The 20857-nt window shown below is 73.5% G+C and carries 19 protein-coding genes; 11 read left to right on the forward strand and 8 right to left on the reverse strand.

From position 1 onward, the window contains the following. Positions 1–431: 431 nt before the first annotated feature. Positions 432–1010, forward strand: coding sequence for a MarR family transcriptional regulator (locus AB0J24_RS23970; protein WP_358685071.1), 579 nt, complete (start codon positions 432–434; stop codon positions 1008–1010). A 28-nt stretch (positions 1011–1038) separates the two neighbouring features. Here AB0J24_RS23970 and glpK (AB0J24_RS23975) read toward each other — a convergent pair whose 3' ends face one another. Continuing rightward, on the reverse strand, positions 1039–2547 hold the full coding sequence (gene glpK, locus AB0J24_RS23975; protein ID WP_358685073.1) for a glycerol kinase GlpK: 1509 nt from the start codon (positions 2545–2547) through the stop codon (positions 1039–1041). Beyond that, positions 2544–3305, reverse strand: a complete 762-nt coding sequence (locus AB0J24_RS23980) for an IclR family transcriptional regulator (protein ID WP_358685075.1) — start codon at positions 3303–3305, stop codon at positions 2544–2546. Before AB0J24_RS23980 ends, glpK (AB0J24_RS23975) begins: the two co-directional genes overlap by 4 nt. A gap of 167 nt (positions 3306–3472) precedes the next feature. Here AB0J24_RS23980 and AB0J24_RS23985 point away from each other — a divergent pair, with 167 nt between their 5' ends. The 7 genes from AB0J24_RS23985 to AB0J24_RS24015 all read left to right on the forward strand — a co-directional run bounded on the left by AB0J24_RS23985 (position 3473) and on the right by AB0J24_RS24015 (position 10955). Continuing rightward, positions 3473–4324: an MIP/aquaporin family protein gene (locus AB0J24_RS23985; RefSeq protein WP_358685078.1), complete on the forward strand. Its 852-nt coding sequence runs from the start codon at positions 3473–3475 to the stop codon at positions 4322–4324. A gap of 48 nt (positions 4325–4372) precedes the next feature. Next, positions 4373–5890: a glycerol kinase GlpK gene (gene glpK, locus AB0J24_RS23990; protein WP_358685080.1), complete on the forward strand. Its 1518-nt coding sequence runs from the start codon at positions 4373–4375 to the stop codon at positions 5888–5890. Between the two features lie 165 nt (positions 5891–6055). After that, on the forward strand, positions 6056–7717 hold the full coding sequence (locus AB0J24_RS23995) for a glycerol-3-phosphate dehydrogenase/oxidase (RefSeq protein ID WP_358685164.1): 1662 nt from the start codon (positions 6056–6058) through the stop codon (positions 7715–7717). A 5-nt stretch (positions 7718–7722) separates the two neighbouring features. After that, on the forward strand, positions 7723–8025 hold the full coding sequence (locus AB0J24_RS24000) for a hypothetical protein (RefSeq protein ID WP_358685082.1): 303 nt from the start codon (positions 7723–7725) through the stop codon (positions 8023–8025). A 135-nt stretch (positions 8026–8160) separates the two neighbouring features. Beyond that, positions 8161–8751: a DinB family protein gene (locus AB0J24_RS24005; RefSeq protein WP_358685084.1), complete on the forward strand. Its 591-nt coding sequence runs from the start codon at positions 8161–8163 to the stop codon at positions 8749–8751. A 23-nt stretch (positions 8752–8774) separates the two neighbouring features. Next, positions 8775–9719 (forward strand): pyridoxal-phosphate dependent enzyme, encoded by a 945-nt coding sequence (locus tag AB0J24_RS24010; RefSeq protein ID WP_358685086.1) that lies wholly within the window; start codon positions 8775–8777, stop codon positions 9717–9719. A 72-nt stretch (positions 9720–9791) separates the two neighbouring features. Then, positions 9792–10955 (forward strand): FAD-dependent oxidoreductase, encoded by a 1164-nt coding sequence (locus AB0J24_RS24015; RefSeq protein ID WP_358685089.1) that lies wholly within the window; start codon positions 9792–9794, stop codon positions 10953–10955. A gap of 18 nt (positions 10956–10973) precedes the next feature. Here the strand turns inward: AB0J24_RS24015 and gndA are convergent, their stop codons facing one another. Then, positions 10974–12410 carry an NADP-dependent phosphogluconate dehydrogenase gene (gene gndA / locus AB0J24_RS24020; protein WP_358685091.1) on the reverse strand — a complete coding sequence of 479 codons (1437 nt, stop codon included), beginning with the start codon at positions 12408–12410 and terminating at the stop codon, positions 10974–10976. 115 nt (positions 12411–12525) lie between these two features. After that, positions 12526–13401: an alpha/beta fold hydrolase gene (locus AB0J24_RS24025; RefSeq protein WP_358685094.1), complete on the reverse strand. Its 876-nt coding sequence runs from the start codon at positions 13399–13401 to the stop codon at positions 12526–12528. 163 nt (positions 13402–13564) lie between these two features. Here AB0J24_RS24025 and AB0J24_RS24030 point away from each other — a divergent pair, with 163 nt between their 5' ends. Next, the gene (locus AB0J24_RS24030) at positions 13565–15934 is read left to right on the forward strand and encodes a UvrD-helicase domain-containing protein (protein ID WP_358685097.1); all 2370 of its coding nucleotides are present in this window, start codon (positions 13565–13567) and stop codon (positions 15932–15934) included. 18 nt (positions 15935–15952) lie between these two features. Here AB0J24_RS24030 and AB0J24_RS24035 read toward each other — a convergent pair whose 3' ends face one another. The 4 genes from AB0J24_RS24035 to AB0J24_RS24050 form a co-directional block, all read right to left on the reverse strand. Continuing rightward, positions 15953–16840 (reverse strand): SCO1664 family protein, encoded by an 888-nt coding sequence (locus tag AB0J24_RS24035; protein ID WP_358685099.1) that lies wholly within the window; start codon positions 16838–16840, stop codon positions 15953–15955. After that, the gene (locus AB0J24_RS24040) at positions 16837–17424 is read right to left on the reverse strand and encodes a DUF3090 domain-containing protein (protein WP_358685102.1); all 588 of its coding nucleotides are present in this window, start codon (positions 17422–17424) and stop codon (positions 16837–16839) included. Before AB0J24_RS24040 ends, AB0J24_RS24035 begins: the two co-directional genes overlap by 4 nt. Before the next feature lie 96 nt (positions 17425–17520). Beyond that, positions 17521–18240 (reverse strand): histidine phosphatase family protein, encoded by a 720-nt coding sequence (locus tag AB0J24_RS24045; protein ID WP_358685105.1) that lies wholly within the window; start codon positions 18238–18240, stop codon positions 17521–17523. A gap of 37 nt (positions 18241–18277) precedes the next feature. Then, complete coding sequence (locus tag AB0J24_RS24050) at positions 18278–19099, reverse strand: undecaprenyl-diphosphate phosphatase (protein WP_358685107.1); 822 nt, start codon at positions 19097–19099, stop codon at positions 18278–18280. 135 nt (positions 19100–19234) lie between these two features. Between AB0J24_RS24050 and AB0J24_RS24055 the strand changes: the two genes are divergently transcribed. Both AB0J24_RS24055 and AB0J24_RS24060 read left to right on the forward strand, forming a co-directional pair. Continuing rightward, a complete protein-coding gene (locus AB0J24_RS24055; protein ID WP_358685109.1) occupies positions 19235–20224 on the forward strand; it encodes an aldo/keto reductase in 990 nt (329 codons plus the stop codon). A gap of 135 nt (positions 20225–20359) precedes the next feature. After that, positions 20360–20650 (forward strand): DUF5703 family protein, encoded by a 291-nt coding sequence (locus tag AB0J24_RS24060; protein ID WP_358685111.1) that lies wholly within the window; start codon positions 20360–20362, stop codon positions 20648–20650. The last annotated feature ends 207 nt before the right edge of the window (positions 20651–20857 follow it).

Genomic DNA, 20857 nt, shown 5'->3' on the forward strand with positions numbered 1-20857 from the left:
GTAGTCCGCGGGGCCGCTCGGTGCCGATCCCACAGTGCCGATCAGGTTCGGGCCGATCAGGTAAGGGGCCGATCGCGATCGCCACCGGTCACCGTCGAACCGCTGCGGCCGGCCGCGGCGCCGTGCTACTCCACCGGGATGTCGCCCCTCCCTGCCACGCGGCCGGTCGACCCGGCTCCGGACCGGAATCGCTCACCCGGTGAGCGGATCCGCTCCGTCCTCCCTCCCCCGGCTCGCCACGACACCACCCGCTGTCGTCCCGTCCGCTACCGAGGTGGGCGAGGACGAGGGGTGGGTTCCGGCGATAACCGCTCACCTGGTGAGCGGTTATCGCCGACCTGCACTCCCCTCGTCCCCCGCCACGATGCGACTCACCGCGTCCGGCCATCGGCACCGCCCCGACCGAAGCGTGCCCGACCGAGGCGGGCGGCATGACCCCCGACGCCGCCGGACGCACCAGACGCGTCCGTCGGACCCGGACCGGCACCGCCGCCGCGCGGCACCGGGAGGAGCTCGCCGAGGAACTCGCCACGACGATGGCGCGCTGGGGTCTCGTCGCGTACCACCGGATGCGGGTCGTCGCCCGGCGGCACCTGCTGTCGTTCAACGAGCTGGTCGTGGTGGCCGAGCTCCTCGCCCGGCCGGACGGGCTGAGCGGGTCGGAGGTCGCGGCGGTGACCGGGCTCGGCTCGGGCGGCGTCACGCAGATCCTCGCCCGGCTCGAGGAACGAGAGCTGGTGGTGCGCGACCCGGACCCGGACGACCGGCGACGGCTGTTCGCCCGGGCGACCCCCGAGGCACGGCAGTTGCTGTGGCCCGATCTCACCGACCTCGACGTCAGGTTCCTGCTCGACGGCATCCCCACGGCCTGGGTCGAGTACGTGTCGCTGTTCGTCGGGCGGGCCACCGACCGCGGATACCGGCAGGTCCAGTCCCTTCGCGACCGGCTCCCGCGCGACCTCGCCGCATGGCATCGAGACCCGCGCGGGCCGGACACCGGTCCGGCGTGACCGGGGCGGGCCGAGACCGGGGCGGCCGTCAGCGCCGGGCCCAGCCCATGCTGCGTTCCACCGCCCGCTGCCAGTTGACGTGCTCCCGGTCGCGCAGACCCGGGTCCATCGACGGCTCCCACGCGGCGGCGCGGTGCCAGTTGCGGCGCAGCACCTCCTGGTCCGGCCAGTAACCGACGGCGAGCCCCGCGGCATAGGCGGCGCCGAGCGACACCGCCTCCGACCCGAGCGGGCGCTCCACGGTCAGGTCGAGCACGTCGGCGACGCACTGCATGAGCAGGTGGTTCGCGGTCATGCCGCCGTCCACCTTGAGCCGGGTGACGCCGAGCCCGGAATCGGCGTTCATCGCGTCCAGCACCTCACGGGTCTGCCAGGCGGTCGCCTCCAGTACCGCGCGGGCCAGGTGCCCGCGGTGGATGTAGGAGGTGAGCCCGACGATCACGCCGCGCGCGTCCGGTGACCAGCGCGGCGCGTACAACCCGGAGAACGCGGGGACGACGTAGCAGCCACCGTTGTCCGGGACGCTCAGCGCGAGGGTCTCGATCCGGGCCGCGGTGGAGATCATCCCGAGCGCGTCGCGGAACCACTGGACCAGCGACCCGGTCATCGCGATCGAGCCCTCGAGGGCGTACACCGGCTCGTCGCCGAACAGGTAGCCGACGGTCGGGATCAGCCCGGCGTCCGAACCGGCGATCCGGGACCCGGTGTTCTTCAGCAGGAACGCACCCGTCCCGTAGGTGCACTTCGCCTCGCCAGGAGCGAAGCAGGTCTGCCCGACCAGCGCGGCCTGCTGGTCACCCAGCGCACCGGCCACCGGCACCCCCGGCAGGATCCCGACGCACGTGCCGTAGACCTGCGCGTTCGGCACGATCCGCGGCAGCATCGCCGGCGGTACCCGCAGCGCGGAGCACAACCGGGGAGACCACTCGCAGGTGCGCAGGTCCATCAGCATGGTGCGGCTGGCGTTGGTGACGTCGGTGACGTGCACCCCGCCGTCCGGGCCACCGGTCAGCCGCCAGATCAGCCAGCTCTCGATCGTGCCGAACAGCACGTCGCCCCGCTCGGCCCCCTCCCGCGCACCGGCAACGTGATCGAGCAGCCACTGCAGCCGCGGCCCGGCGAAGTAGGTGGCCGGGCCGAGCCCGGACACCCGCGCGTACAGCCCGGCGTCGTCCGCCAGGCCCGCGACGATGCCGTCGGTGCGGGTGTCCTGCCAGGTGATCGCCCGGGCGAGCGGGACACCGGTGTGCCGGTTCCAGATCACCGTCGTCTCGCGCTGGTTGGCGATGCCGAGCGCGGCGACGTTCTCCGGTCCGAGCCCGGCCCGGCGCAGTGCCGCGGGCACCACCCGGGTCACCGCCCGCCAGATCTCGGCCGCGTCGTGCTCGGCCCGGCCCGGGCTCGGGAAGTACTGCCGGTGCTCCCGCTGGGCGACCGCCACCATCCGACCGGACCGGGTGAACAGCAGGCAGCGGGTCGAGGTCGTCCCCTGGTCGATGGCGGCGACCACCCGCTCGGACGACGGCAGGGTGCTCACGCGAGCCCCTCCAGTCCGGCCGCGATCTCGGTGGCGGCGCCGGTGAGCTCCTCCAGCGGATCCGGGCGGGCCCGGCCGTCACCGGTGAACAGCTCCTCGACCGGCCCGCCCACACCGAGCGCCGCCACCGTCAGCCCACCGCCGCTGCGCACCGGCACGGCGAGCCCGCCGGCCCCCGGTTCCCAGCCGCCCTGGTCACCCGCCCACCCGCGACGCCGGGTCGCCGTCAGCTCGCGGGACAGCGCCGCAGGATCGACGACGGTGCGCCGGGTGTACCCCTCCAGCGGCTCGGCGGCCCGCACCGACGCGGGCGCGAACGCCAGCAGGCACAGTCCCCACGCCGTCGCGTGCAGCGGTTGCACGGTGTTCGTGCGCAACACCTGCGGGCTGCCGTCCGGCCGGAACACGTGGTGCACCACGTCCACCCCACGGCCGTCCGCGGCCGGCACCCCCAGGTAGACGGCGCAGCCGGTGCCGGCCGCCAGCGCGTCCGCCCAGTTCATCGCCCGCGCCCGCAGATCGTGCCGGTCCCACGGGGTGCCGAGCCGGCTCAGACCGTCGCCCAGGAGGTAGCGCCCGGACGCGCCGTCCTGGGCGACCAGGCCCTCCTCGCGCAGTGTCCGCAGGATCCCGTGCGCGGTCGGCCGGGGCAGGTCGAGCGCCGCGGCGAGCTCCGCCAGCGCGAGCGGACGCCCCGCACCGCCGAGCAGCCGCAACAGGGCGGCAGCCCGTTCGACCGACTGGATCTGCCGGGTCACATCGCCGATCCTAGGCATCGGAAAGCGATCATGGACCGTTCGACCCGCATCGTTCGACATCGTCGAACGACTCGCGTTGCCGCACGGCCCACCCGCTCCTACCGTCCCCGGGCACGCGACGGGACCGCCCGGTTCCGCGCAGGGGACGAGTTCCAGGAGGGGGTTCGATGACGAGCTCCGACAAGACAGGCGACGCGGAGACCACCGCCGCACCGAGGACACCGGCCCGCGGACGGCCGCCGTCCCTGCTCGGCGAACTGAGCGCCGAGTTCGCCGGGACCATGATCCTGATCCTGTTCGGCGTCGGTGTCGTCGCCCAGGTGGTGACCACACCGGACGGTTCGGCCGGTGAGTACGACTCGATCGCCTGGGCGTGGGGCATCGGCGTGATGCTCGGTGTCTACGTCGCCGGACGGATCTCCGGCGCACACATCAACCCGGCCGTGACGATCGCGTTCGCCGTCTACGACGGCTTCCCGTGGCGCAAGGTCGTGCCGTTCATCATCGCCCAGACGCTCGGCGCGTTCGTCGCGGCACTGATCGTGCGGGTCACCTACGCCGACCTGATCCGGTCGGTGGACCCCACCCTGACCGAGACCCAGGGCATCTTCTCCACCTTCCCGGCGGACGCCGCGACCATCCCGACGGCGTTCCTGGACCAGGTGGTCGGCACCGCCATACTGGTCTTCGTGATCTTCGCGCTGGTGCACCCGCGCAACAAGGGTCCCGCGGCCAACATGACGCCGTTCATGATCGGCATACTGGTCGTCGGGATCGGCATGGCCTGGGGCGCGAACGCCGGTTACGCCATCAACCCGGCCCGTGACTTCGGCCCCCGGCTGGCGTCCTGGGTAACCGGTTACCAGAACGCCTGGGTGACCGGCGACGGCGTCCAGTACTGGTGGCTGCCGATCCTCGCCCCGATCATCGGGGCGCTGGTCGGCGGCGGGTTGTTCAAGCTGCTGGTCGACCGCTACATCCCGGCCGAGGACGCCCCGCAGGAGGTCGGGCGGGCCTGACGCCCGACCGACCACGTACCGACCCGAACGTTTCGAGGAGACAGCTCAATGGCAGAGTTCGTCGGCGCCGTCGACCAGGGCACGACCAGCAGCCGGTTCATGATCTTCGATCATGCCGGCAACGAGGTGGGCCGCCACCAGCTGGAGCACGAGCAGATCCTGCCGCAGGCCGGCTGGGTCGAGCACAACCCGATCGAGATCATCGAGCGCACCAACGCCTGCCTGCAGTCGGCGCTCACCTCGACCAAGCTCAGCGCCGACGACCTGGTCGCGCTCGGCGTCACCAACCAGCGTGAGACCACCGTCGTCTGGAACCGGCGCAACGGTCGTCCCTACTACAACGCGATCGTCTGGCAGGACACCCGCACCGACCGCATCGCCACCGCGCTGGAGCGCGAGGGCAAGGGCGAGGTGATCCGGCGCAAGGCAGGTCTGCCGCCCGCCACCTACTTCTCCGGCGGGAAGATCCAGTGGATCCTGGAGAACGTGGACGGGGTCCGGGAGGCCGCCGAGCGCGGCGACGCGATCTTCGGCAACACCGACACCTGGGTGATCTGGAACCTCACCGGCGGGCCGAACGGCGGCCGCCACGTCACCGACGTGACCAACGCCAGCCGCACCATGCTGATGAACCTGGAGACCCTGGACTGGGACGACGAACTGCTGGGATTCTTCGGCATCCCGCGGCAGATGCTCCCGGAGATCAAGCCCTCGTCGTCGGCGGACGCCTTCGGCAGCACGCTGGCGAACGGGGCGCTCGGCGGCGAGGTCCGGATCACCGGCGACCTGGGGGACCAGCAGGCCGCCACCGTCGGACAGGTGTGCTTCGCCCCGGGCGAGGCCAAGAACACCTACGGCACCGGCAACTTCATGCTGCTCAACACCGGTACCGAGCTGGTCCGCTCGGAGTCCGGCCTGCTCACCACCGTCTGCTACAAGTTCGGCGACGAACCGGTCGTCTACGCCCTGGAGGGCTCGATCGCGGTCACCGGTTCGGCCGTGCAGTGGTTGCGTGACCAGCTCGGGATCATCTCGGGTGCCTCGCAGTCGGAGTCGCTGGCGCGACAGGTCGAGGACAACGGCGGGGTGTACTTCGTGCCGGCGTTCTCCGGGCTGTTCGCGCCCTACTGGCGCTCCGACGCGCGCGGTGCAATCGTCGGCCTCTCCCGGTTCAACACCAACGCACACCTGGCGCGGGCGACCCTGGAGGCGATCTGCTACCAGTCGCGCGACGTCACCGAGGCGATGTCGACCGACTCCGGTGTCGCGCTCGACGTGCTGAAGGTCGACGGCGGCGTCACCCTGAACGAGCTGTGCATGCAGATCCAGGCGGACGTGCTGGGCGTCCCGGTGTCCCGCCCGGTCGTCGCGGAGACGACGGCGCTCGGGGCGGCCTACGCGGCCGGCCTCGCCGTCGGCTTCTGGTCCTCCACCGACGAGCTGCGGGAGAACTGGAACGAGGCGCGCCGCTGGGAGCCGCAGTGGAGTGCCGAGCAGCGCGACGCCGGGTACGCGAAGTGGAAGAAGGCGGTCGAGCGGACGCTCGACTGGGTGGACGTGGACTGATCCTCCCCCGGTGTCGCCCCGGTCACCCGTCGGGGCGACACCGGACACATCCGCGGGAGCTCACCCCCGCAGCGGGTAGTCCCCAGTGACACGACGAGTCAGAAGGGTCCGATCATGAAATCGGTGGCGCTCTCTCCGGACGCCCGTACCGCGGCGCTGCAGGCCATGGGTGACCGCGAGCTGGACGTGCTCGTCGTCGGCGGTGGTGTCGTCGGCGCCGGTGCGGCGCTCGACGCCGCCACCCGCGGCCTGTCGGTCGGCCTGGTGGAGGCCCGTGACTTCGCCTCCGGCACCTCCAGCCGGTCCTCCAAGCTCGTCCACGGCGGCCTGCGGTACCTGGAGATGCTGGACTTCCGGCTGGTCGCCGAGGCGCTCGCCGAGCGCGGCCTGCTCATCCAGCACCTCGCCCCGCACCTGGTCCGCCCGGTCCCGTTCCTCTATCCGCTGCAGCACCGCGGCTGGGAGCGGCTCTACGCGGGGGCCGGGGTCGCCCTCTACGACACGCTCGGCTTCCTCTCCGGACGGTCGCGGGGCGTGCCGCACCACCGTCACCTGACTCGCCGGGGCGCCCGCCGGGTCGTCCCGTCGCTGCGCAAGGACGCCCTCGTCGGTGCTCTGCAGTACTACGACGCACAGGTCGACGACGCCCGGCACACCATGTTCATCGCCCGCACCGCGGCGGCCTACGGCGCGCACGTCGCGACCCGGGCGCGGGTGGTCGGGCTGATCAAGGACGCCGGCCGGGTGGTCGGCGCGACCGTGCAGGACCTGGAGAGCGGTCAGCAGATCCAGGTCCGGGCCAAGCAGGTCATCAACGCCACCGGTGTGTGGACCGACGAGACCCAGGGTCTCGCCGGTGAGCGGGGCCTGTTCAAGGTGCGGGCGTCCAAGGGCATCCACCTGGTCGTCCCGCGGGACCGGATCCGCGGTGACTCCGGGCTGATCCTGCGCACCGAGAAGTCGGTGCTGTTCGTCATCCCGTGGGGCAGGCACTGGATCATCGGGACCACCGACACCGACTGGGACCTGGACAAGGCGCACCCGGCGGCCAGCGCGGCCGACATCGACTACCTGCTGGGGCACGTCAACGAGGTGCTGGAGCAGCCGCTCACGCACGACGACGTCGAGGGCGTCTACGCGGGCCTGCGCCCGCTGCTGTCCGGGGAGTCGGAGTCGACGTCGAAGCTGTCCCGGGAGCACGCGGTCGCCACACCGGTGCCCGGTCTGGTGGTCGTCGCGGGTGGCAAGTACACGACCTACCGGGTGATGGCCAAGGATGCGGTGGACGCCGCCGTGCACGGGCTGGACGCCAAGGTCCCCGCCTCGGTCACCGACGACGTGCCGCTGCTGGGCGCCGAGGGCTTCCACGCCCTGCGCAACGCCACCGCCCGGCTGGCCGCGCAGTCCGGTCTGCACCCGGGGCGGATCGAGCACCTGCTGGGCCGCTACGGCTCGTTGATCCAGGAGGTCCTGGATCTCACCGCGGTGGACCCGACGCTGGCCGAGCCACTGGCGGGCGCGTCGGACTACCTGCGCGCCGAGGTCGTCTACGCCGCGTCGCACGAGGGCGCCCGGCACCTGGAGGACGTCCTGGCCCGCCGCACCCGCATCTCGATCGAGACGTTCGACCGCGGGGTCGGTGCCGCCCAGGAGGTCGCGGACCTGGTCGCGCCGGTGCTCGGCTGGAACGACGAGCAGGTCGCCCGCGAGGTCGACCACTACGTCAAGCGGGTCGAGGCGGAGCGGGAGAGTCAGCGGATGCCCGACGACGCGACCGCCGACGCGGCCCGGCTCGGCGCGCCGGACGTGGTGCCGGTCAGCGGCTGATCCGCGTGACCGAGCCGGAGCGGACCCCGGACGGGCGCTACGTCGTCGTCCGGGGCCGCCGGTGGCGCGCGGCGGACCCGGCACTGCCCGAAGACGTGCGGTCCGAGCTGCAGCAGCATCTCGGCCGGGCCCGCGCCGAGGTGGGGGCCGGGAAGCGGACCGGTGACGACGGGTGCGTCGCCGCCGCGCGCGAGCGGGTCGACGCCGCCAAGCGCGGTCTCGGCGAACGCGGGACCCCCTGGTGGGAGCAGGACGAGCAGACCCGCCGCGCCCGCTGGGACGGCGCCCTGCGCGCGCTGCGGGGATGACCACCGGTCTCGCGCAGGAGCCGCGGATCCCGCCGCCGATCGAGGACCGGAGCTGTCCGCATCGGCTCGTAACGTCGCCCTCGTCGGGCCGGGAGGAACCGGTCGGGCACCCCACGACCGAGAGGCGACCCGATCATGAACGCCATTGCCGAGAGCACCACGGAGCAGACCCCGACCGGTGAGCGCGCCGAGCTGATCGCCACCCTGGAGCGGCACCGCGGGTTCCTGCTGCAGACCGCCGACGCGCTGACCGAGGAGCAGGCGCGCACCGCGAGCACGGTCAGCGAGCTGACGATCGCCTCGCTGCTCAAGCACGTCGCGGACACCGAGGAGCAGTGGTTCCGGTTCGCGGTGGAGGGGACAGAGGCGTTCGGGCTCGACCACGAGGTCTACGGCGACGTCGACTGGGATGCGATCGACGCCGCGTCCGACGACGGCGGCCAGCCGGCCGCCGAATGGGTCGACACCCGGTTCGTGCTCGCCGAGCACGAGACCCTGGACCACCTGCGCACCCGGATGGAGCAGGTCGCCGCCCGCACCGAACAGGTGCTGCGCTCCGCCGACCTGGACTCGGCGCACCCGCTGCCGGTGGCACCGTGGTTCGAGCCGGGCGTCAGCTGGTCGGTGCGCCGGGTCGCGATCCACGTGCTCGCCGAGATCAGCCAGCACGCCGGCCACGCCGACATCATCCGCGAGGCGATCGACGGCCGGAAGACGATGGGCTGATCCGGGGCACTACCGTCGGGGCGATGGCCGACCTGGTGACCCTCGACGACATCGAGACCGCGGCGGCGCGGATCGCCGGGGGCGTGCTGCGCACCCCGACGGTCCCCTCCCCCGGGCTGGGTGCACTGCTCGGCGCACCGACCCTGTTGAAGCTGGAGCAGTTGCAGCGCACCGGTTCGTTCAAGCCGCGCGGGGTGCTCGCCAAGATCGCCACCCTCTCGCCCGACGAGCGGGCCGCCGGTCTGGTCGCGGTGTCCGGCGGGAACCACGGTCTCGCCGTCGCCGACGTGGCGGGTGCGGCCGGGATCGCCGCCGTCGTCGTCATGCCGAAGAACGCGCCGGCCCGCTCGGTGGCCACGGCCCGGGCGGCCGGCGCCGACGTCCGGTTGACCCCGGACATCCCGGCCGCGTTCGCGCTGGCCACGGAGCTGCAGGCGGCCGGGATGACGCTGCTGCACCCGTTCGACGACCCGGTGACCCTCGCCGCGCAGGGCACCGTCGGGCTGGAGCTGGCCCACGACGCGCTCGCCCTCGGCGAGCCCCCCACCGACGTGCTGGTCTCGATCGGTGGTGGGGCGCTGCTGTCCGGGGTCGCGGTGGCGGTGCGGGCGCTGCTGGTGGGCGTCCGGGTGTGGGGTGTGGAGACGGCCGGCGCGGAGGCGATGTCCGCGGCGCTGGCCGCGGGCGGCCCGACCCCGGTGACGATCACCTCGGCGATCACCACGCTGTCCGCGCCGTCGGCGTCGCAGCTGACCTACGACCACGTCCGCGAGCTGGTGGAGGACGTACTGGTGGTACCGGACGCGGACGCGGTGCGCGGCTCGGTCGAGCTCGCGGAGCACGCCGGGATCTGGGCCGAGCCCGCCGCCGGCTGCCTCGTCCCGGGAGCGCGCCGGGTGCTCGACCTCCACCCGGACGCCCGGCTCGCCCTGGTGATCTGCGGCCGTAACGCCGACGTCCCGGGCTGACCGCCCGTCCTGGCACGGGCGTCCGCGTGGCGGGCGTCGCCCCTCGCGACCGTGGTCCCCGGGATGAGCCCGGTGGCTCGCGCCGTTGCGCGGGACGTGTGGCGGGGATCGGTGGTGGTGATCGGCGCGGGGCAGGCGGGTCTGTCCGCGGCGGCCGGGCTGCGCCGGGGCGGGCTCGTCCCCGGCCGGGACATGGTGGTGCTCGACGGCGAGGACGGCCCCGGTGGTGCCTGGCGGCACCGCTGGCCGACCCTGGTGATGCGCACCGTCAACGGCATCCACGACCTGGCCGGCGTCCGTTCCGGGTTCGACGAACCCGGTGCCGATCCCGACCGTCCGGCCCGCGACGCCGTGCCGGAGTACTTCGCGGAGATCGAGCGGAGGTTCGACCTGCAGGTGGTCCGCCCGGTCCGGGTGCACACCGTGCGGGGCACGATCGACGACACCGTGCGGGGCACGATCGACAACACCGTGCGCAATGCCGCCCCCGGCGACCGGACCGGACCGCTGCTCGTCGAGACCGACCGCGGGAGCTGGACCGCCGACCGGGTCATCAACGCGACCGGCACCTGGACCCGGCCGTTCGTGCCGGCCTACCCGGGGGCCACGTCGTTCCGGGGGCGCAGCCTGCACGCCCGCGACTACCCGGGCCCCGCCGAGCTCACCGGTCTGCGGGTGGTCGTCGTCGGTGGCGGGATCACCGCGGTGCAGCTGCTGCTGGAGATCGCTCCGCACGCCGCGGCGACGACCTGGGTGACCCGGCGCGAACCGGAGTGGAACGACGGCCCGTTCGACGCCGAGCGCGGCCGGGCCGCGGTGGCGCTGGTCGAGGAGCGGGTCCGGGCCGGTCTGCCGCCGCGCAGCGTGGTCGGGGTGACCGGGCTCGGCCTGACCCCGCAGGTGCGCGCGGGCATCGCCAGCGGTGTGCTGCGGCGTCGGCCGATGTTCGCCGCACTCACCCCGGACGGGGTGCGCTGGGCCGACGGCACGACCGAACCCGCGGACGTCGTGTTGTGGGCGACCGGTTGGCGGCCGGCGCTCGGGCACCTCGCGCCGCTGCGGCTGCGCGGGCCGGGCGGTGGGATCGTGATGGGCGAGCCGCTGGACACCGGCGTCGTCGCCGACCCGAGGGTGTACCTGGTCGGCTACGGCCCCTCGGCCAGCACGATCGGAGCGGACCGGGCGGGCCGCGCAGCGGCCAGGGCCGTGCTGCGCGGCCTCCCGCTCGCCGCCTGATCCCGCCGCGCGCCGGGCTCAGTCGGTCCGCACCTCCGCACCGTCCTGGCTCCACCGGGTGTGGAACGCACCGTCGGAGTCGGTCCGGTGGTAGGTGTGCGCGCCGAAGTAGTCGCGCAGCCCCTGGATCAGGTTCGCCGGGCCGCGCTCGCGGCGGTAGCCGTCGTAGTAGCTCAGGCTCGACGAGAACGCCGGGATCGCCACGCCGTGCTCGGTCGCGGTCACCACCACGCGGCGCCAGGCGTCCTGCGCGTTCCCGACGGCCTCGGTGAAGTAGGGGACCATCAGCAGGTTGTCCAGGTCGGGGTGCGACTCGTAGGCCTCGGTGATCCGGTTCAGGAACTGGGCACGGATGATGCAGCCGCCGCGCCAGATCCGGGCCATCGCACCGAGGTCGAGATCCCAGCCGTTGGCCCGGGAGGCGGCCCGCATCTGGGCGAAGCCCTGTGCGTAGGCGACCACCTTGGACGCGTAGAGCGCCTGCCGGACGTCGTCCACCAGCCGGTCGACGTCGGCGACCGGCTTCGGGGCCGGGCCGGCCAGCGTCGCCGACGCGGTCCGGCGCTCGTCGCGCAGCGCGGACAGCGTGCGGGCGAACACGGCCTCGGTGATGCCGGTCAGCGGGACACCGAGGTCGAGCGCGTCGATCGCGGTCCAGCGGCCGGTGCCCTTCTGCGCGGCCTCGTCGACGATGACGTCGACCAGCGGCCCGCCGCTGCGCTCGTCGGTCTTGGCCAGCACGATGCCGGTGATCTCGATCAGGAACGACTCCAGGTCACCGGTGTTCCACTGCTCGAAGATCTTCCCGATCTCCGGCGCGGACAGCCCGCCGACGTGCGTCAGCAGGTCGTAGGCCTCGGCGATGAGCTGGATGTCGGCGTACTCGATGCCGTTGTGCACCATCTTCACGTAGTGTCCGGCGCCGCCCGGCCCGACGTGCGTGCAGCAGGGGGTGCCGTCGACGTCCGCAGCGATCGCGGTCAGCACGTCGGCGATCTCGGCGTAGGCGGCCGGGTCCCCACCGGGCATGATGCTGGGCCCGTTGAGCGCGCCCTCCTCGCCACCGGACACGCCGATGCCCATGAACCGCAGGCCCAGCTCCGCGCAGCGGGCGGTGCGCCGATCGGTGTCCGGGAAGTGCGAGTTCCCGGCGTCGACGATGATGTCACCCGCGTCCAGCAGCGGCGCCAGCTCGTCGATGACGGCGTCGACCGGTTTGCCCGCCTTCACCATGACGACGACGGTGCGCGGTGTCTGGAGCGCGTCGACGAACTCCTGCAGCGACTCGGCGCCGGTGAAGGCGCCCTCGTGGCCGTAGTCCTCGATGAACTGGGTGGTCTTCGCGGTGGTGCGGTTGTGCACCGCCACCGTGAAGCCACGACGGGCCATGTTGCGGGCCAGGTTCGCCCCCATCACCGCCAGTCCGGTGACCCCGATCCGGCTCTTCTCCGCCATCGTGTTCCTTCCCGTCTCGCCGGGCGCGCCGGTGGCCGCGCCGTCGGTTCCGTCCCATCCTCGCCGTTCGCGGCGCGAGCGGACCTCCGGTGTCCGCTCGGTCACCCGCGCAGCGTCAGCCCAGGAAGTCGAGCAGCAGCTCGCTGGTCCGCTCGGGGGCCTCGGCCGGGATCCAGTGGCCGGCCTTCTCGACGCGCTCGTACCGGAAGTCCTCGGCGTACTCAGCGGAGCGCCGCATCTGGCTCTCGGTCAGTGCCAGGTCCCGCTCGCTCCAGACGCCGAGCACCGGGACCCGCACCGGCGGCAGCTGCGGCGGCGCGGTGGGCACGAAGGTAGCCGGGTCGATGTTGGCCCGGTACCAGTTCAGCGAGGCGGTGAGCGCACCCGGCCGGGACAGGTCGGCGATCTGCTGTGCGGGCAGCGGATCACCGTCGTCGAACGACACGTGCGCCCAGGACCGCAGGAACGCCCAGTCGTCAGCGGGAAGTACCTGCTCGGCGACGCCGGGGAACTGGAACCAGAGCATGTACCAGGACTTGGCCTTCTGGACGAGGCCGTCGGTGACGAACGCGGCCGGATGGCCGACGGAGAACGCGGCGTAGCGGGTGACCCGCGGCGAGCGCATTGTGATCGCCCAGCCGAGCGAGGAACCCCAGTCGTGCCCGGCGAGCGCGAACTCGTCGGCACCGAGTGCGTCGGCGACGCCGAGCACGTCGGCCGCGAGCGCTCCGATGCGGTAGTTCTCGACACCGTCGGGGCGGTCGGAGTCGCCGAAGCCGCGCAGGTCGGGTGCGATCACCCGGTGCCCGGCGGCGGCCAGCGTCTCGATCTGGTGGGCCCACAGCGTCGCCCGGTCCGGCCAGCCGTGCAGCAGGACGACCGGTGCGCCGGATCCGCCGGTGTCCAGCACGGAGAGGGTGGTCCCCGACGGCGTGGGGCCGGGGACGGTGATCCGTTGTGGATCGGGGAGGGCCGGACGGGGTGGGGCCATGGCCGCGACCCTAACCTGACCGCGGGTCCGCCGGGCCAACACCGAGGGACGCGGCGGAGGACGGCGACGCAACCGGCGGCGCTCGAGGATGCGCGACCGAGGATGTGCGACTGGGCAACGTCGTGCGATACCCTGCAGGGTGCCTTCAGACCGCAAAGCCACAGTGGTACAACATCAGTCTAGCACGGCCCAGAACCCCGATGCCAGCTCCCGGTTCGCCGAGGAGATCGCCGCCGAGACCGACCGGCTCCGGTGGCTGCACTCCCTGCTCGCCGACGAACTCACCGAGGTCGAGGCCCGTGCCGCGGCCGCCCGGGCCACCCCCGCCGGTGAGGAGCTCAGCGCCCGCTGGGAACGCGACGTCTCGGACGTCCGCTGGTCGGAGCGGGCAGGCGCGCTGCGGGCCGCCCGGGCCGGGCTGTGCTTCGGGCGGCTCGACCACACCGGCGGTCACCCGACCTACGTCGGCCGGATCGGGCTCACCGATCCCGACGACGGCGAGAGCGCGCTGATCGACTGGCGGGCACCGGCCGCCCGCCCGTTCTACTGCGCCACCCCGGTCACCCCGCTCGGGGTGACCCGGCGCCGGCACTTCCAGCTCGCCGGCACCGCCCCCGACGAGCGGGTCGCCACCTTTCACGACGACGTGCTCGACGGCGAGCTCGCGCACCGCACCGAGGCCGCGTCGGACCCGGCGCTGCTGGCCGCGCTGAAGGCACCGCGCGGATCGACGATGCGCGACATCGTCACCACGATCCAGGCCGAGCAGGACGACATCATCCGGTTGCCGCTGGCCGGCACCGTCGTGATCGAGGGCGGGCCGGGCACCGGCAAGACCGCGGTCGCCCTGCACCGGGTCGCCTACCTGCTCTACACCCACCGGGACCGGCTGGCCCGCAGCGGTGTGCTCGTCGTCGGGCCCAGCGCCGGGTTCATCCACTACGTCGGCGGGGTGCTGCCGGCCCTCGGTGAGTCGGCCGTCGTGTTCACCACGCCGGGACGGCTGGCGAACGGGATCGTCGCGACCGCGGTCGACCCGCCGGAGGTCGCCCGGCTCAAGGGGGATCTGGCGATGGTCGACGTGCTGCGCCGGGCCGTCGCCGACCGGCAGGAGCTGCCCGCCGCCGTCGTCGAGATCGAGCTGGAGGACGTGACCCTCCGGCTCGACCGGGCGACGGTCGCCGAGGCACGCCGCCGGGCCCGGGCGAGCGGTCTGACCCACAACGCCGCCCGGGCGACGTTCCGGGACACCCTCGGCAGGCTGCTCGTCGACCAGGGCCTGGAACGGCTGGACACCCGGCTGGAGGATCCGCCGGAGCTGGCCGAGCTGCTGGCCGGTCTGGACCTGCCCGAGATCGAACCGGCCGGTGCCGCCGAGGTGTCCGCCGAGCTGCGTCACGAGCTGCGCGAGGAGCTGCGCTCGGCGCCCGAGTTCCACGAGGCCGTCGAGGAGTTCTGGCCGCTGCTGACCCCGCAGCGGGCGCTCACCGAGCTGTTCGGCTCCACCGAACGGCTCGCCGCCGCGGGTCGCGGCCCAGGTGCGGGCCCGGGCGGCGGCCCAGGAGAAGGCTCGGCAGACGGCCCGGTGAACGGCATCGACCTGTCCCGGCTGCACCGCGCGCCGGGTTCGCCGTGGACGATCTCCGACGCCCCGCTGCTCGACGAGCTCGACGAGCTGCTCGGACCGCTTCCCGACAAGTCCGCGAGCACCGGGCCCGCCGGGGGCACCGGCACCGCGGGCGAGCCCGACGCCCGGTACGCGGAGGGGGTGCTGACCGTCCTCACCTCCGCCGACCGGGACCTGGCCGGGGAGGACGCCGACGAGCTGCGGGCCACCGACTTCGTCACCGCCGAGCAGCTCGCCGCCCGGCACGTGCCGGGGGTCCCGCTGACCGTCGCCGAACGGGCCGCGGGCGACCGGGACTGGCGCTACGGGCACCTGGTCGTCGACGAGGCGCAGGAGCTGTCCGCGATGGACTGGCACGTGCTGCTGCGCCGATGCCCGTCCCGGTCGATCACCGCGGTCGGCGACCTCGCCCAGCGCAGCGCCCCGGCGGGCGCCCGGAGCTGGGCCGACGTGCTCGGTCCGCACCTGGCACAGCGCTGGACGCACCGCACGCTCACGGTGAACTACCGGACCCCGGCCGAGATCATGACCCTGGCCGCCGAGGTGCTGGCGACCTACGCGCCGGCGCACCGTCCGCCGGAGTCCGTGCGCGAGACCGGCGAGCAGCCGTGGGAGCGCACGGTGACCGCTGCCGAGCTGCCCGCCGTGCTGGACGCGGTGCTGGCCGCCGAGGCCGCCCGGCCGGGCGGCGGCACCCTCGCGGTGATCGTCCCGGAGGACGCCGATCCGCTGCCGGACGGGACCGCGGGGGCGGCGGTGCACACGCCGTCGTCGTCGAAGGGGCTGGAGTTCGATTCGGTCCTGATCGTCGACCCGGACCGGATCAGGGAGCGTGAACCGGCCGATCTCTACGTGTCGATGACCCGGGCCACCCAGCGGCTCGGGCAGCTGCACGTCACGCCGTGAGCGGGCCGGGGCCGGGCGTCAGAAGGCCGGCCAGGGGATGGCGGGCCCGTACCCGTCCGGCCCCGGGAACCGCGGCTCGGCGAGCAGGTGGTCGATCCGCGAGCGCAACGCCGCGATCTCGCGCCGGGTGACGTGCTCGCCGAGGGTGTCGGCGAAGTCACCGGCGAGCTTGGCGCGCAGCTCCTTCAGCGCGGCGGTGTGCTCCTCGCCGAGCTCCTCGCCGATCCAGCCCCACAGCACCGTCCGCAGCTTCGGCTCGCTGTGCAGGGTGAGTCCGTGGTCGACGCCGTAGACACCGCCGTCCCCGCCGAGGAGCACGTGTCCGCCCTTGCGGTCGGCGTTGTTGACGACCACGTCGAACAGCGCCATCGCCCGCAGCTGCGGGTGGTCCGCGTGCACGAGGACGACCGGGTCGCCGGCACCGTCGCGGGCGCGCAGCACGGGCAGCCAGCCGTCGGGGATCTCCCCCGGCTCGCAGAGCTCGACGAGCGACTCCGCGCCCAGCTGGATCGTCTCCTCGTCGATCTCGCCGTCGAGCTCGCCGGCGTCCGAGGCCGCCGTCAGCGCGCAGTCGTCACCGGAGGAGACCCACGCCTGCACCATCCCCGGGCCGAACGGGGCCTCGGGGCGCAGCACGGTCGGCGGGACGACCCGCAGGCCGGACTCCTCGGCGACCAGGTAGGCGCCGACCTCACGGCCTGCGAGGGTGCCGTCCGGGAAGTCCCAGAGCGGGCGCTCGCCGCGGACCGGCTTGTAGACGCAGCGCAGCTCGATCCCGTCGAGGGTGGCGGTGCCGAACAGGGTGGCGTTGGAGGCGTCCACCAACCGGCCGGTGATCTCGATGCGACCGCGGGCCAGGACCTCGAGGACGGCCGGGTCGCGCAGGTCGGGGGCCGGACCGTTCACTCGGTCTCGGCCACAGGGTTGCGGTCGTGGTAGCCGTTGAGCCGGACACAGACGTGCCCCTCGGGGTCGAGCGGTTCGGCGCACAGCGGGCACGGCGCCCGGCCCGCGGACACGACCTTCTCCGCGCGGTCGGCGAACGCCTTCGCCTCGTTCGGCGAGAGGAACACCCGCAGCGCGTCCGGGCCCTCCTCGGTGTCGTCGAGCACGACCGACTCGTCGACCTCGTCCTCGGTCACCGCCAGCAGCTCAACGACGATCGAGCTGGAGTCGGCGTCCCAGCCCAGGCCCATCGTGCCGACCCGGAACTCCTCCTCCAGCGGCACCGCCAGCGGATCGGTGTCCGACCGGGGCGACGCGCCCTCGGAGTCCTCCCGGAGGTTCTCCTCGCCGAACCGCTTCGCCACCTCGCCGAGCAGCGCGGTGATCCGCTCCGCGAGCACGGTGACCTGCTGTTTCTCCAGCAGCACGCTGATCGTCCGGGAACTTTCGACCGCCTGCAGGTAGAAGGCGCGGTCGCCGGGCTCGCCGACGGTCCCGGCCACGAAGCGGTCGGGGCGGCGGAAGACGTGGATGACGCGTGCCATGACCCTTCCCAGGGTAGGCGACGGCGGGGCCGCAGGCATCCCCGCCACCCCGCGCCCTCGCCGCGACCTGCGCCGATGGGCGGCGGTGATCGCGGGTCAGGCGTTCGTGGAACCGCCGATCACGGCGTCCGACGCGGTGGCCGACGTGGCCCCCGCGCCCTGGTCGGACCGCTCTTCCGGCGGTGGCGGGACCAGGCTCGCCACATCCCCGGACTGCTCGTTCATCCGGGCCACGAACGGCCGCAACGACGTGTACGTGACGACGCTCACCGAGCAGGTGTCCACGACGATCCGCTGGAAGTTGTCGAGATGGCAGGCGAGCGCGTCGGCGAGCACCGACTTGATCACGTCTCCGTGGCTGCACGCCAGCAGGACGGCGTGCTCGCCGTGCTCGGCCCGGACCCGGTCGAGGTGCCGGCGGACCGCGGCGACCGAGCGTGCCTGCATCGCGGCGAGCGACTCGCCGCCCGGGAACTCGGCAGCCGACGGATGCGCCTGCACGACCTTCCACAGGTCCTCGGACACCAGTTCGGAGATCGGCCGCCCGGTCCAGGAGCCGTAGTCGACCTCGGCCAGGTCGTCCTCGACGACCGGCTCCAGGCCGCGGGTGGCCGCCAGCGGTGCGACGGTCTGCCGGCAGCGGGTCATCGGGGAGGTGACGATCGAGGCGATCGGCAGGTCCGCGAGCCGGTCGACGACGGCGTCAGCCTGCTCCCGGCCGCGTTCGTCGAGCTCGACGCCGGGGGTTCGCCCGGCGAGGACACCGGCGGTGTTCGCCGTCGAACGCCCGTGCCTCAGTAGGATCAAGGTCGTCACGCCGTCCGAGGCTACGCGGGCCGCACGGCCGCGCCGGTCAGGTCGCGGAGATCGCGCCGATCGACAGCGCCGCGAGCAGGGCCACGCCCAGCGCGATCCGGTACGCGACGAACACGTAGACCGTGTTGTTCTGCACGAACCGCAGCAGCCAGGCGATCACCGCGTAGCCGACCACGAACGCGATCAGCACCGCGACCAGCATCTGCAGGCCGGACGGCCCGTCCCCGGCGAACACGTCGGGCAGCGTGAACAGCCCGGCGCCGAACACCGACGGGATCGCCAGCAGGAACGAGTAGCGCACGATCGCGGGACGGGTCAGCCCGAGCGCGAGCCCGGCGGTGATCGTGCCGCCGGACCGGGAGACCCCCGGGATCAGCGCCATCGCCTGGGCGAAGCCGAGCGCGATGCCGTCGCGCACCGTGATCCGTTCGATCGGCTTGGTCTGCTTGCCGTACCGCTCGGCGAGCCCGAGCAGCACGCCGAACACGATCAGCATCACCGCGACCAGCCACAGGTTCCGGGCGACCGTCTCGATCTGGGTCTTGAACAGCACGCCGAGCACGGCGATCGGGATCGACCCGATGATCACCAGCCAGGCCAGCCGGTAGTCGTCGGTCCGGCGGACCTCGGCGTCGCGGAAGCCGCGCAGCCAGGTCGTGAACAGGTGCCAGATGTCCTTGGCGAAGTAGACGATCACCGCCACCTCGGTCCCGATCTGCGAGACGGCGGTGAAGGCGGCCCCCGGATCGCGCCCGAAGAACACCTCGGAGGCGATCCGCATGTGCCCCGAGGAGGAGACGGGGAGGAACTCGGTCAGACCCTGCACCAGGCCGAGGACGATCACCTCGAGCCAGCTCACGGGCGACCCCCGACGGACGTGCCTGCCGGACGCGGAACCTGATCGGTCACGGGCGGTCACCGTACTCGCGGAGACGGGGGTCACAGCGCGCGCCCTCGACGGTGCCGGGCCGCCGCACGCCTAGGCTCGTGAGCCGTGCAACGCAGACCCGTGGGCTCCAGCGGCCTGGAGGTGTCCCGGATCGGCCTGGGCACGATGACCTGGGGCGAGGACACCTCACCGGCCGAGGCGGGTGATCAGCTGCGGGCCTTCGTCGATGCCGGTGGGAACCTCGTGGAGACGGCCGACGACTACGGCGGCGGCGCAGCCCAGCAGGTGCTGGGCGGGCTGTTGCGCGGCACGGTCGCGCGCGACGAGGTGGTGCTGGCCGGGCGGGGCAGCGCGATGGGCGCTCCGGGGCGGAGCGGGGTGGCCGGCTCCCCGGGCCGGGGCGGGCCGGAGCGGGCGTCCCGGGCGGCGCTGCTGCGCTCGCTGGACGGCACGCTGCGCCGGCTCGGTGTCGACCACCTGGACCTGTGGCAGTTCCCGGGATGGGATCCGCGGGTGCCGGTGGACGAGATGCTGTCCGCGGTGCAGGTCGCCGTGTACTCGGGGCGGGTGCGCTACGCCGGCCTGGCCGCCCCGCGGGGCTGGCAGCTCGCGACGGTCGCGGCCGCCGCCGGGGCCGGGCCGGACCCGGCGGTGAGCAGGCCGGTGTCCACCCAGGTCGAGTACTCGCTGCTGGCCCGCGAACCGGAGGCCGAGCTCCTGCCCGCCGCGCAGTTCCACGGGCTCGGGGTACTGGCCTGGGCGCCGCTCGGACGCGGTGTGCTGACCGGGAAGTACACCGACGGCACACCGGCCGACTCGCGCGGCGCGAGCGCGCTGCTCGCCTCCTACGTCGAGGCCCGCCGCACCGAGCACTCGGCCCGGATCGTGCAGTCGGTGCTGACCGCGGCGGACGGGCTCGGCACCTCGCCGCTGGTGGTCGCGCTGACCTGGGTGCGCGATCGGCCGGGGGTGGCGGCCGCGGTCGTCGGCGCGCGGGACGCGGCGCAGCTGCGTGCGTCGCTGGCCGCCGAGGACGTGACGTTGCCCGCCGAGATCCGGACCGCCCTGGACGACGTCAGCGACCCCGTCCGGTAGCGCGTCCGATAGCGCTGCGACGGTGGATCCGGGGCGGCGTCGTGCCTATGGTGGGGCCGTCGTCACCACCCGGCGTTCACCCGGCGGGAACCGGGACGGCGCACGGGCGAGACAGCGCGTTTCCGGGAGGTACGGATGGCGGAGAGCGGTCCGGAGGAGATCGACGGGAATCGCCGGGGCGGGGGCCGGCCCACCGCCACCCGCGACGGCGCGAGCTGGACCGACGACCGCTACGAGTACCGCCCGGTGCGGATCGACGGCGACGTCACCCGGTTGACCGCGTCGGTCCGGCTCGCCGTCCAGGCCGAGTTCTCCGGCTGGGAGCTGTCCCGGTTGCGGCTCTACCCGGGCGGCGTCCGGAAGGTCGTGCTCCGGCGCCGCATCACCCACCGTGATGTCGGACTGCTCCCCGAACCGACGATCTGAGGCGTTACGGCCGGTGGGATCGGCCATCGCGGTGAACGCTCTCCGCGTTAACAGCACGGAGCGTGAACCTCGCGACGTTGTGTCGCGCTGCCACCACTCGAAAGGATGAGGCTCGCGCCACCCGCCGCTCCCCCTCGTCGGCGCCGGTGCTGCCCGATCCGCTTCGCCCGGTGCCCAGGCCGAGGACGTCCAGGGACTGCTCGCGAC

Origin of the sequence: Pseudonocardia sp. NPDC049635 (genome assembly GCF_040659795.1) — a bacterium.
Taxonomy (GTDB): domain Bacteria; phylum Actinomycetota; class Actinomycetes; order Mycobacteriales; family Pseudonocardiaceae; genus Pseudonocardia.